The following is an 11750-nucleotide window of genomic DNA, read 5'->3' on the forward strand; positions in this document are numbered from 1 at the left end:
TCTTTTTGTCTTTATTTTTCATCATTCAGTATAGACCCTACTGCCTACTGCCTACTGCCTACTGCCTCCTACCTGTTCGTCAGCTTGAGCTCGATGCGCCGGTTCCTGCGCAGGCTTTCCTCGTCGACTCCCGTTTCGAGCGGCTGGAACTCGCCATGGCCCGCGGCGACGAGATGCTCGGCCGGCACGCCGCGCGAGACGAGATACTTCACGACCGAGACCGCGCGCGCCGTCGAAAGCTCCCAGTTGGACGGGAACGTCGCGCTGGCGATGGGGCGGATGTCCGTGTGCCCGTCCACCTGCAGCGCCCAGCCGATCTCGGAGGGGATGGTCCTGGCGAGATCCTTGATGGCGACGGCGAGCTGATCCATGGCGGCGTATCCCTCCGGCGTGAGCGTCGCCGATCCGGACGGGAACAGAACTTCGGATTCGAAGACGAACCGGTCGCCCACCACGCGGATGTCCTTGCGGTCCTTAAGAAGCTCGCGCAACCGCCCGAAGAAATCCGAGCGATAGCGTTGCAGCTCCTGCACCTGGCGCGCGAGCGCCGCGTTGAGGCGCGCGCCGAGGTCCTTGATGCGGTCCTGGCTGTCCTTGTCCTTCCTCTCGGAGGCTTCGAGCGCCTCGTTCAAGGCCGCGAGCTGGCGGCGCAGCGCGAGCATCTGCTGGTTGAGCAGGTCGACCTTGGCCAGCGCCTCGTTGGAGATGGTTTTTTGCGAGGCCAGATCCGCCTCGAGCGACTGGATGCGCCCCTCGGCTGCCTTCGCTTTCTCGTCGCCGCTGAGCGCAAATCCGGAGAGCTTGTCCTTCTCGGCCTTGAGATCGGCGAGCGTAGCCTGCAGCGAGGCGAGCTCGTCCGAGGTCGAGCGCGATTTGCCCTTCTCGAGCGACAGCAGATTGGTGAGCTCGGCGATCTGCCGGTTGAGCCGCTGCAGCGCCGTGTCCTTCCCGGCCGCCTCCTGCGTCGCGAAGTACTGCGAGATCATGAAGATCGACATCAGGAAGGTGACGACCAGAAGCAGCGTGGAGAGCACGTCCACGTAGGCCGGCCAGAACTCTCCGTACTCGCCGCCGCGCCGCGAGCGCCCACGCGCCATGCTAGTGCTCCGCGTCCGAGGTTTGCCGCTTGCGTGCTCTGTCGGGAGCGCGTGTCGCCGCCGTAAGGCACGGGGCCGCGAGGGATGGGCCCGCGCGGCTCCGATCGGGGCGTGCGCTCAAAACCCTCCGGCCATCTGCGGCACGTCTTGGCATGTTGCTAGTTGCCTTTCTTGAGCATGTTTTCGGCGAGGTCGCGCAGCACGTTCGTCACCTCCGTCTGCTGCGTCGCCTGCTCGTCCACCCACTCGCGCACGACTTTCTGCTCGGCGCGCATCTGGCTCACGAGCTGGTTCACGCCGCGCGCGAGGTCGCGTACGGGCTCGTCGGATCCCGGAGCGGCGCCGAACGAGCTCGCGCCCCCGCCCTTGAGGCGCGTCGAAAGCTCCTCGACCGCACGCTGCATCTCGAACACGGCGGACAGGAGCTGCCGGCTTGCCTGCTCGCCGGCGGTCGATGCGCCGGGCGTGAGCTCGGTGATGCTCGAGAGCCATTCCTCGAGCTCGTTGTAGAACCGGTTGTGCGCGTGGCTGGCCTGCAGCTCGAGGAAGCCGAGGATGAGCGAGCCCGAGAGGCCGAGCAGCGATGAGGAGAAGGCCGTGCCCATGCCCTTGAGCGGCGCGGCGAGTCCCGCCTTGAGCTCGTCGAAAACCGCGACCGTCCCGTTGCCCGACGTGTCGAGCGCGGAGATCGCGCCTCCAACCGAGGTGATGGTCTCGAGCAGGCCCCAGAAGGTGCCGAGTAGTCCGAGGAACACGAGCAGGCCCACCATGTAGCGGCCCGTGTCGCGCGCCTCGTCGAGGCGGGACGAGATGCTGTCCATGATCGTCCGCATCGAGACCGTCGAGAGCGAGAGTGCGCCCGTCCGGTCCCGGAGCATGGTGGCCATCGGGGCCAGCAGCACCGGGTGATGGGAGCTTGCGAGCCCCGGATCCGAGATGCGGAACGCGTTGACGAAGCGGATCTCCGGATAGAGGCGGGCCACCTGCCGGAAGGCATAGATGATGCCGATGCACAAAACACCGATGATCAGTCCGTTGAGGCCGGGGTTCGTCATCAGCGCCACGGACAGCTGCTCGTGCAGGATGGCGGCGAGGAAGACGACGAGCGTCAGGAAGACGAGCATCCGCACCAGGAACAGCCCGGGCGGCGTCAAGGTCTTGTGCATCGGGCCGGCGGTCACATCGGGTCGCTTGCGTGCCATTCAAAGTCTCCGGCCGTGCAGGGGATTAGGGCGTCCGGGCATGTGGGACCGTCGATCGAGGCGTGTGCCCGATCACGACCGACCCCCCAATCATAGCCTTATCCCCAAATCATATCTGAACCCCATGACACCCGAAACGGGCAACATCGTGCCGCCCCGGCTCGATTGGGGCCATTTTTTGGCAGCGGCACAAGTCAGCACGGGGGCGGCGCGCCGAACGGCGCGGGCCTGGTGGCCGGGGGTCAGATCAGGTCCTTGAGCGCCGCCCGGAGCTGAGGGCCGAGATCGTCGCGCGCGAGGCCGTAAGCCACGTTGGCGAGCAGGAAGCCGATCTTTGAGCCGCAGTCGTAGATCGTGCCGTCGAAGCGCACCGCATGGAACGGATGGCGGGACTCCCGGCTCAAGGCGATCATGGCGTCGGTGAGCTGGATTTCCCCGCCGGCGCCGGCCTCCTGCTTGGCAAGCAACGGGAAGATCTCGGGCTCGAGCACATAGCGCCCCGTGACGTGCAGGTTGGAGGGCGCCGTGCCCTTGGGCGGCTTCTCCACCATGGACGTGATGCGGCTCACCTTGGCCGCCGTGTCCTCGACACCGACGATGCCATACTGGTGCGTCTGGTCCTCCGGCACGGGCGACACGGCGATCACGTTGCCCCCCGTCCGCTCGTAGGCTTCGATGAGCTCGGCGAGGCAGGGCCGCGCGCCGTGATGCAGCATGTCCGGCAGCAGAAGCGCGAACGGCTCGTCGCCGACGATGTCGCGCGCGCACCACACCGCATGTCCGAGGCCGCGCGGCGCCTGCTGGCGCGTGAAGCTGGTCCGGCCGGCCTCGGGCAGCTCGGCCAGCAGCTCGTCGAGCTCGCGCGTCTTCTTCTTTGCGGAGAGCGTCGCCTCAAGCTCGACCTGATGGTCGAAATGGTCCTCGATGCACGCCTTGCCGCGTCCCGTGACGAACACGAAGTGCTCGATCCCCGCCTCGCGCGCCTCGTTGACGACGTGCTGGATCACCGGCCGGTCGACGACCGTCAGCATCTCCTTGGGGATGGCCTTGGTCGCGGGCAGAAAACGGGTCCCGAGGCCGGCCACGGGGAACACGGCTTTGCGAATGCGCTTGGATCGGGTCATCGGGGCACCGGCATTGGAGGGGGATCTGGAAACGCGCTCAAAATGCGGAGCGCGGACTAGAGCGTTTTCAAGCGAAGTGGACACCACTTCGCGTTAAGAAAACGCGCCAAACCAAAAACATAGAGCCTCGCCTTCAAGTCTATCAGAGGCGAGGCTCTATATCCGATGTTGCGGGGCCAGTGCGCAAGTCCCCGATGCGCTGCGCCGGATTGGCGGCCGGGCCGCAAAAAAGCCCCGAATCGCAGACACGGGGGAAGGGGAAGGCGGCGACGCGCGATGATCGGAGCACCGCGCGGCGGCGCCGCATCGCGCGAAGGCGCTGTCGCGCGAAAGGTGTTTGAGTGTTCCCTATGATCGATTGGCCCGTCACGCTGCCCCGGCGGCACCGCTCGAAGCCCGGCATCCTGGCGGCGGTGCTCGCGTCTGCCATGGCGATCGTTGCCGCCGCCGCTGTCGCCACCCCCGCCGCTGCGGACGCCAGGCTCGATGCGTGGATCGAGGGTCTGTGGCCCGACGCCAAGGCAGCAGGAGTTTCTCGCGCAACCTTCGACAAGGCTCTCAGCGGGTTTACGCCCGACCTCAAGCTGCCCGATCTCGACCTCCCGGGCCGCCCGTCCAACGACTCCCGCGGCCAGGCCGAGTTCACGCGCGCGCCCTCCGAATACCTCGACCGGGCCTACCTGATGCGCCTCGCCGCGACCGGCCGCACGCTGGCGGCGGAGCACAGGGCGACGCTCGAGAAGATCGAGCGCGAGCTTGGCGTCGACCGCTATTCCGTGCTGGCCATCTGGGGGCGCGAGACCGCCTTCGGTCATCACAAGCTCCCGTACGATGCCATCACGGTCGTCGCGACGCAGGCGTATCTCGGCCGCCGCAAGGACATGTTCCGCACCGAGCTGATCGCGGCGCTCAAGATGCTGGACTCCGGCGTGCCCCGTTCCCTGATGCGCGCGTCCTGGGCGGGCGCCATGGGTCTCACGCAGTTCATGCCGAGCGAATACTTCAAGCACGCCCACGATCTCGACGGCGACGGCAAGACCGACATCTGGCACTCGGTGCCCGACGCGCTCGCCTCCGCCGCAAGCCAGCTCAAGGGCAAAGGCTGGGTGGCGGGCCAGACTTGGGGCTACGAGGTGAAGCTCACCCGCGCGGCCGATTGCGGCTTCGAGGGGCCGACCCAGGAGCGCCCGATCTCCGAATGGGCGAAGCTCGGGTTGAAGCGCGCCAACGGCAAGCCCTGGACGGACGCGCAGCTCGCGCTCAATGCCTACATGATGAGCCCGGCGGGCGGATATGGCCCGTCGTTCCTCGTGCTCGAGAACTACAATGTGATTCGCCGCTACAACATGTCGGACCTTTACGCGGTCTTCGTCGGCAATCTCGCGGACCGGATCGCGGGCGGCGGCGACTTCGTGACGCCCTGGGGCGGCATGGGCCCGCAGAAGACGCGCAACATCGAGGAGATTCAGCAGCGCCTGCAGGCGCTCGGCTACGACGTCGAGAAGATCGACGGCAAGGTCGGCTCCAATACGCGCAAGGTCATCGGCCAGTACGAGCGCGCCAGCAACTTGAAGGTTGACTGCTGGCCCTCGGATGCGGTTCTTGATCACGTGCGAAAGACCGCCTCGCGCGAATCGCCACGATAGAGGATGGACCGCCCGCGTTTTCAACACCGCCCGCGTTCAACAATGAGCCGGAAAGGCATGCGCGCCCGCCTCACGTTTCCGCTCGTAGCCTTGCTCGCGGCCCTGGTGGCGGCGGCCGGCCCCGCTGCGGCGCAGGAAGATCCGGCGGGTACGGCCTTCATCACGCCTTTTCCTCCGAACGACACCTACAATGTCGTCGTCGTCGGCGACGACCTCGCGGAGGGGCTGCTGGGAGGGGCGCGCGAGATCTTCCAGAAGGATCCCCGCGTCGTGATCCGCACGGCGCCGCTGAGCGTCGGTGGCCTCATGCGGCGGGATTTCGATCAGAAGCTGATCGACCTCGAAGAGAGCCTGAAGTCCGATCCGGCCCAGATCGCCATCCTCATGATGGGCGCCTGGGACCGCGTGTCCGTCCGCGATCCGGCGACGGGCAGGCGTCTGATGGTCGGCACCGAGGGGTGGCGCCGCGAGTATGCCGCCCGCGCCGATCGCCTGTTGAAGATGCTGAGACGGCGCAACGTCGCCGCCTACTGGATCGGCTTGCCGAACGTGCGCCGGAACGATGCCAACGACGACGTGCAAATGATGAACAGCATCCTGCGCGAGCGCGCCTATCTGAACGGCGCCAGGTTCGTCGACACCTACGCGGCCTTCATCGACGAGAACGGCGGCTATAGCCAGTACGGCCCGGACGTGACCGGAAAGATCCGCCTGCTGCGCGCCGGCGACGGCGTCTATTTCACGTGGGAGGGCAACAGGAAGCTTGCCTACTTCGTCGACCGCGAGCTGAGGCGCGACCTCACGCAGGCGCGCGCCGACCGCGCCATTCCGCTCGACGGCGATCCGGGCGAGCAGGCCAAGATCAATCCCGACCGGGCGAAGCTCGCCGATCCCGCCGCCGGGCGCGAGGCGCCCGCCGCCCACGGATCGGAGCCGGGTGTCGCCAAGGCGTTGCCGTCGAACGCCGGCGGCGGCCTGGATCAGAAGGCCGACAACAGCCGGATCAATCTCAGGATCATGAGCGAGGGTGGGCGAGAGGAGGTCGTATCGCTCGACATCGTGCGCCCTGCGATCTCCGCCTCCGTCGTGGCGCTGGTGACGCGTCGCGAAAGCCCCGATCGCCCCTCGCAGCTCGGCGAATCCGTCGTCGACCAGATTCCGGGCGGACTCACGGTGCTGAGCACGGTCGCGCTCGCAACCGGCTCGGGGCAGGCCGGCGGCCGGCGCCGTCTGTCCCCCTCCCAGTCGCCCTATTTCCGCGTGCTGTTCAAAGGCGAGCGATTGCCGCCGAAGCCGGGCCGGGCCGACGACGCGTCGTGGCCGCGGCCCGCCCCGCCACCGGAGGCGGTCTATCTCCCCGACGCCGATCCCCTTGAGACCGGAGCCACCCGGGAAGCCGGCGGCGGCGAGCGGGTCAAGCCGGGGAAAGCGACGCGCTGACGCGTGACTGACACGGGCAAGGCCCCGTGCGGGATCGCCCCACGCCGCCGCTCACGGCCGCGCCGCTTACGGCCCTCGCCGGCATTGATCCGCACACGATCCGGGATTGCGTGCGGGTGACGCTTTGGAGACCGTCCGACAGCGGAAGGGCGCGCGCGTGATCAGTCGGCATCGTCCGACGGCTTCGCCGGACGGCGACGCCCGCGCTCGGCGCGCACTGCGCCGTTCTTCTTTTCGACGATCTCGCCGAGGCGCCGGTCCGCGGCATCGAACGCGTCCCTGAGCGCGATCTTGAGATCCTCCTGCGCCTGGCCGACGGCCGACTCGTGCGTGACGATCAGCGGCGCCGCGCCGGGAATTCCGATGTCGATCTTGATCTCGTAGGTCTTGCCCTTGTGGTGATGCTTGTTCGGCGCCGCCACCACCACCCGGCAGTGTGTCATGCGCTCGAAATGCTTTTCGAGCTTGGCCGCCCGCTCCGCGATCTTGGCTTCGATGGCCGGGCTCTTGTCGAGGCCCTTGAAAGAGATTTCGAGCGGAGTGTTCATGTCGGCTCCCTGCGTGTTGTTGATCGAGCTCCGATAGACACCTGGGCCTCCCCGAGCCCTGGATCAAGGGTAGAGGAACAGGCGTGAGCGAAGTCAAACGGAACTGATCTTAGCACGACGCAAACGCAACGCACGGCCTGAATTTATTGGAGTTCTGGCCTCAAGAGATGCTTTGACGACATAAGCGAGCTGACGGGGCCTGAGCTTTCGGATAGGTTTACGAAAAAGAGGTCTTCCATGAACGCTCGCCTGAAATCGATCTTCGAAGACGCTCAGAAGCTAAGTGCTGCGGAGCGTGAAGAGCTTGCGGAGCTACTTCTCGCCACCGTCGATCCCGACCCCGAGGTCGATAAAGCGTGGTGCGACGAGGTTGCAGACAGGGTTGCGGCGCATGGGCGGGGTGAGTTGCCAACGCGTTCTGCACGCGCGGTATTGGAAAAATATCTGGGCAAATGAAAGTCGAGTTTACCGCCGCAGCGGAGCGCGAACTCGACGAGGCGGTTTCATTTTTTGAGACAAGGCGCACTGGCCTTGGCCTCGCATTCGCCGCGGAGGTTGCTCTAGCAGTTTCGAGAATCGAGCAGTATCCGCACGCTTGGCAAAGCTTGGCCGGCGACACGCGCCGCTGCCTGCTACGCAAATTCGAATATGGCTTAGTCTATCGTGTTCGCGACGATACGGCCACCATCTATGCCGTCATGCATTTGAGGCGAAGGCCCACGTACTGGCGAAAACGTCTCCGTGCCGACTGACGGGACCGAAAATCCCCCTATCGCGGCAGCGCGGTGCTTCCCATCAGGAACGCGTCGATGGCGCTCGCGGCCTGGCGGCCTTCGCGGATCGCCCATACGACGAGCGACTGCCCGCGCCGCACGTCGCCGGCCGCGAACAGCTTGCCGCCGCCCGGCAGCTTGTAGTCCCGCTCGTTGGCGTCGAGCCCCTTGAAGCGTCCGCGGGGCACGGCCTCGAGGTCAAGCCCCGACAGTACGCCGCCGTCCGCAGGCCCCGAGAACCCCATGGCGAACAGCACCAGCTCCGCATCGAGCGTCGCGTCCGAGCCGGGGATCGGCTGCAACTTGGAATCAACGTGCACGTAGTGCAGCAACTTTACGCGCCCGCCTTCGCCCGAGAAGCCCGTGGTCGAGACCGAATATTCAACCGCGGCGCCCTCGGCCTGCGACGAGGAGATGCGAAGCTTGAGCGGCCAGGCCGGCCACGACAGCGCCTTGTTCTCGCGCACCGGCGGCTTCGGCATGATCTCGAGCTGCGTCACCGACTTCGCGCCCTGGCGGAACGACGTACCGATGCAGTCCGATCCGGTGTCGCCGCCGCCGATGACGATGACGTGCTTGCCCTTGGCCGAGATCTCCCGCGTGCCCGGAAGCTGTGCCTCGCCCGCGACGCGCCGGTTCTGCTGCGTGAGGAAGTCCATGGCGTAGTGGAGGCCGTCGAGATCGCGCCCCGGCGACTTGGCGAAGAAGTCGAACGGTGTCTCCGAGCCCATCGCCAGCAGGAGAGCATCGTGCTGCTCTTCGAGCGCGCGTGCGGAGATGTCCTTGCCGACGGTGACGTTGCAGTGGAAGACGACGCCCTCCGCCTCCATCTGCGCCCGGCGGCGCGCGATGACGTGCTTTTCCATCTTGAAGTCGGGAATGCCGTAGACGAGCAGCCCGCCGGGGCGCGCATTCTTCTCGTAGACGTGCACCTCGTGGCCGGCGCGCGCGAGCTGCTGGGCGGCGGCGAGCCCGGATGGGCCCGAGCCGACGATGGCGACCGTCTTGCCGGTCCGGGTCTCGGGCGGCTGCGGCGTGATCCAGCCGGATTCAAAGGCGCGCTCGGCGATCGAGTACTCGATGGTCTTGATCGTCACCGGCACGTCGTCGATGTTGAGCGTGCAGGCCGCCTCGCACGGCGCCGGGCACACGCGCCCCGTCACCTCCGGGAAGTTGTTGGTCGAGTGCAGGTTGTCGGCCGCCGTCCTCCAATTCCCGCGGTAGACGAGATCGTTCCAGTCCGGGATCTGGTTGTTGACCGGGCATCCGTTGTGACAATAGGGGATGCCGCAGTCCATGCAGCGCGAGGCCTGCGTTCTGACGTCGGGCTCGCCGAGCGGCAGCACGAACTCGTGCCAGTGCCTGATGCGCGTTCCGGCCGGCTCGTAGGTGCGGTCGGCGCGCTCGAACTCAAGAAATCCGGTTGGTTTTCCCATCGTTTCTGCTTTCGATCTAAGCCTGCACGTGGTCGGCGGAGAGGGCGGCCTTGGCCTTCGCGAGCTCGGCGAGCGCCCGGCGGTATTCGAGCGGCATCACCTTCCTGAACTTCGGCGCATAGCTCTCCCAGTCGGCCAGGATAGCCTGCGCCTTGCTCGAGTTCGTATAGTGGGCGTGCCGCACGATCAGCGTGTGCAGGCGCTCGAGGTCCTGCCCGCGCATGTCGTCCATCACGTCGGCGAGCGGCCGCGTCATCTCGCCGTTGTCCCTGGCGAGCGTCTCGATGAGCGCCGCGTCGAACGCCAGCGTCTCGATCTCCACCATCTCCTTGTTGAGACGGCTGTCGAGATCGCCCGCTTCGTCGAGTACGTAGGCGACGCCGCCCGACATGCCGGCCGCGAAATTGCGCCCCGTCGGGCCGAGCACGACCACGCAGCCACCCGTCATGTATTCGCAGCCATGGTCGCCGGTGCCTTCGACCACCGCAGTGGCGCCGGAGTTGCGCACGGCGAAGCGCTCGCCCGCGATGCCGCGGAAATAGCATTCGCCCGTGATCGCCCCGTACAGCACCGTATTGCCGATGATGATGCTCTCCTCGGGCACGATGCCCGACTTGGGATCCGGCCGCACGATGATCTTACCGCCCGAAAGCCCCTTGCCGACGTAGTCGTTGCCCTCGCCGACGAGATCCAGCGTGAGGCCGTGCGCGGCCCACGCGCCGAAGCTCTGCCCCGCGGTGCCCTTGAACGTCAGCCAGATGGTGTCCTCGGGCAGTCCGGCATGGCCGTAGCGCTTGGCGATCTTTCCCGAGAGCATGGTGCCGACGGTGCGGTCGGTATTCTTGATCTTGAACTCGGCCTTGACGGGCTTCCGGGATTCGAGGGCCGGCATCGCGGTCTTGATGAGCGCGTTGTCGAGCACCTTGTCGAGGCCGTGATCCTGCGTCTCTGAGTGATGGATCGCGACGCCCTTCGGGGCATGGGGCTTATGCAGCAGCTTCGAGAAGTCGAGCCCTTGCGCCTTCCAATGATCGATGGCGCGCTCCTTGTTGAGCCAGTCGCTCTGTCCCACCAGCTCGTGGAGGTGGCGGTAGCCCATTTGGGCCATGTACTCGCGCACCTCCTCGGCGACGAAGAAGAAGTAGTTCACCACGTGCTCGGGCTGGCCCGTGAAGCGGGCGCGCAGAACCGGGTCCTGCGTCGCGACGCCGACCGGGCAGGTGTTGAGGTGGCACTTGCGCATCATGATGCAGCCGGCCGCGATCAGAGGAGCGGTCGCGAAACCGAACTCGTCCGCCCCGAGCAGCGCGCCGACGATCACGTCGCGCCCGGTCCTGAGCCCGCCGTCGACCTGCACCGCGATGCGCCCGCGCAGCTGGTTGGCAACGAGCGTCTGGTGCGTCTCGGCAAGCCCGATCTCCCACGGGCTGCCCGCATGCTTGAGCGAGGTGAGGGGAGAGGCACCCGTGCCGCCCTCGTAGCCCGAGATCGTCACGTGATCCGCGCGCGCTTTCGCGACGCCCGCCGCGACCGTGCCGACGCCGACTTCCGAGACGAGCTTCACCGACACGAGGCCATCGGGATTGGTGTTCTTGAGGTCGAAGATGAGCTGCGCCAGATCCTCGATCGAATAGATGTCGTGGTGCGGCGGCGGCGAGATGAGCCCGACGCCCGGCGTCGCGTGGCGAACGCGGGCGATGGTCGCGTCGACCTTGTGGCCGGGCAACTGTCCGCCCTCGCCGGGCTTGGCGCCCTGTGCCATCTTGATCTGCATCATGTCCGCGTTGACGAGGTACTCGGTCGTGACGCCGAAGCGGCCGGAGGCGATCTGCTTGATCGCCGAGCGCATGGAATCGCCGTTGGGCAGCGGCTTGAACCGGTCCGCCTCCTCGCCGCCCTCGCCGGTGTTCGACTTGCCGCCGATGCGGTTCATGGCGATGGCGAGCGTGGTGTGGGCTTCGCGCGAGATGGAGCCGAAGCTCATGGCGCCAGTCGCGAAGCGCTTGACGATCTCGGACGCCGGCTCGACCTCCTCGATCGGCACCGGCTTGCGCTCCATGCTCTCCGCCGAGCGGATGTGGAACAGGCCGCGGATCGTCAGTAGCTGCTCCGATTGCGCATCGATCGCCTTCGCGAAGTTGCGGTACGTCTGGGGCACGCGCCCGCTCATGGCATCGGCCGGATCCGTCGAGCGCACGGCATGCTGCAGGTCGGCGACCACCTGCGGCCGCCAGACGTGCGCTTCCCCGCGCACGCGGTAGGCGTAGTCTCCGCCGACCTCGAGCGCGTTGGCGAGCACCGGCGCATTGCCGAACGCAGCCGCGTGCCGGTCGAACGTCTCGCGCGCGATCTCGCGCAGGCCGATACCTTCGACCTGGGTATGCGTGCCGGTGAAATACTTCTGCACGAACGGCGTCCTGAGCCCCACCGCGTCGAAGATCTGCGCGCCGCAATAGGACTGGTAGGTCGAGATGCCCATCTTGG

10 protein-coding genes are annotated in these 11750 nt (G+C 66.7%); 4 read left to right on the forward strand and 6 right to left on the reverse strand.

Annotated features, from left to right (window positions below; translation table 11 throughout):
* Nucleotides 1-68: 68 nt before the first annotated feature.
* The 3 genes from V7082_RS19785 to galU all read right to left on the reverse strand — a co-directional run bounded on the left by V7082_RS19785 (nt 69) and on the right by galU (nt 3423).
* Nucleotides 69-1097 carry a peptidoglycan -binding protein gene (locus tag V7082_RS19785; protein WP_334151247.1) on the reverse strand — a complete coding sequence of 343 codons (1029 nt, stop codon included), beginning with the start codon at nt 1095-1097 and terminating at the stop codon, nt 69-71.
* Nucleotides 1098-1255: 158 nt separating this feature from the next.
* On the reverse strand, nt 1256-2299 hold the full coding sequence (locus V7082_RS19790; RefSeq protein WP_334151249.1) for a flagellar motor protein MotA: 1044 nt from the start codon (nt 2297-2299) through the stop codon (nt 1256-1258).
* A gap of 242 nt (nt 2300-2541) precedes the next feature.
* On the reverse strand, nt 2542-3423 hold the full coding sequence (gene galU / locus V7082_RS19795) for a UTP--glucose-1-phosphate uridylyltransferase GalU (protein ID WP_334151251.1): 882 nt from the start codon (nt 3421-3423) through the stop codon (nt 2542-2544).
* Nucleotides 3424-3773: 350 nt separating this feature from the next.
* Between galU and V7082_RS19800 the strand changes: the two genes are divergently transcribed.
* A complete protein-coding gene (locus tag V7082_RS19800) occupies nt 3774-5069 on the forward strand; it encodes a lytic murein transglycosylase (protein ID WP_334151253.1) in 1296 nt (431 codons plus the stop codon).
* 57 nt (nt 5070-5126) lie between these two features.
* On the forward strand, nt 5127-6509 hold the full coding sequence (locus V7082_RS19805) for an SGNH/GDSL hydrolase family protein (protein ID WP_334151255.1): 1383 nt from the start codon (nt 5127-5129) through the stop codon (nt 6507-6509).
* 161 nt (nt 6510-6670) lie between these two features.
* On the opposite strand, the gene V7082_RS19810 is transcribed toward V7082_RS19805, so the two are convergent.
* Nucleotides 6671-7057: an HPF/RaiA family ribosome-associated protein gene (locus V7082_RS19810; RefSeq protein WP_334151256.1), complete on the reverse strand. Its 387-nt coding sequence runs from the start codon at nt 7055-7057 to the stop codon at nt 6671-6673.
* A gap of 237 nt (nt 7058-7294) precedes the next feature.
* Between V7082_RS19810 and V7082_RS19815 the strand changes: the two genes are divergently transcribed.
* Together V7082_RS19815 and V7082_RS19820 are read left to right on the forward strand one after the other, a co-directional pair.
* Nucleotides 7295-7513 (forward strand): addiction module protein, encoded by a 219-nt coding sequence (locus tag V7082_RS19815; protein ID WP_334151258.1) that lies wholly within the window; start codon nt 7295-7297, stop codon nt 7511-7513.
* Nucleotides 7510-7809, forward strand: a complete 300-nt coding sequence (locus V7082_RS19820) for a type II toxin-antitoxin system RelE/ParE family toxin (protein ID WP_334151260.1) — start codon at nt 7510-7512, stop codon at nt 7807-7809. The genes V7082_RS19815 and V7082_RS19820 overlap by 4 nt, the downstream gene beginning before the upstream one ends.
* Nucleotides 7810-7826: 17 nt before the next feature.
* Here the strand turns inward: V7082_RS19820 and V7082_RS19825 are convergent, their stop codons facing one another.
* Both V7082_RS19825 and V7082_RS19830 read right to left on the reverse strand, forming a co-directional pair.
* Nucleotides 7827-9266 carry a glutamate synthase subunit beta gene (locus V7082_RS19825; RefSeq protein WP_334151261.1) on the reverse strand — a complete coding sequence of 480 codons (1440 nt, stop codon included), beginning with the start codon at nt 9264-9266 and terminating at the stop codon, nt 7827-7829.
* Nucleotides 9267-9282: 16 nt separating this feature from the next.
* Nucleotides 9283-11750: glutamate synthase-related protein (locus V7082_RS19830; RefSeq protein ID WP_334151263.1), on the reverse strand; the 2468-nt coding region annotated here is incomplete at its 5' end.

The sequence above is a fragment of the Hyphomicrobium sp. genome (assembly GCF_036833075.1).
GTDB lineage: Bacteria > Pseudomonadota > Alphaproteobacteria > Rhizobiales > Hyphomicrobiaceae > Hyphomicrobium_C.

Excerpts from the sequence above, each read along its gene's own strand:
- V7082_RS19785 (WP_334151247.1), bottom strand. The coding sequence starts at position 1,097 with ATGGCGCGTGGGCGCTCGCGGCGCGGCGGCGAGTACGGAGAGTTCTGG.
- V7082_RS19790 (WP_334151249.1), bottom strand. The coding sequence starts at position 2,299 with ATGGCACGCAAGCGACCCGATGTGACCGCCGGCCCGATGCACAAGACC.
- galU (WP_334151251.1), bottom strand. The coding sequence starts at position 3,423 with ATGACCCGATCCAAGCGCATTCGCAAAGCCGTGTTCCCCGTGGCCGGC.
- V7082_RS19800 (WP_334151253.1), top strand. The coding sequence starts at position 3,774 with ATGATCGATTGGCCCGTCACGCTGCCCCGGCGGCACCGCTCGAAGCCC.
- V7082_RS19805 (WP_334151255.1), top strand. The coding sequence starts at position 5,127 with ATGCGCGCCCGCCTCACGTTTCCGCTCGTAGCCTTGCTCGCGGCCCTG.
- V7082_RS19810 (WP_334151256.1), bottom strand. The coding sequence starts at position 7,057 with ATGAACACTCCGCTCGAAATCTCTTTCAAGGGCCTCGACAAGAGCCCG.
- V7082_RS19815 (WP_334151258.1), top strand. The coding sequence starts at position 7,295 with ATGAACGCTCGCCTGAAATCGATCTTCGAAGACGCTCAGAAGCTAAGT.
- V7082_RS19820 (WP_334151260.1), top strand. The coding sequence starts at position 7,510 with ATGAAAGTCGAGTTTACCGCCGCAGCGGAGCGCGAACTCGACGAGGCG.
- V7082_RS19825 (WP_334151261.1), bottom strand. The coding sequence starts at position 9,266 with ATGGGAAAACCAACCGGATTTCTTGAGTTCGAGCGCGCCGACCGCACC.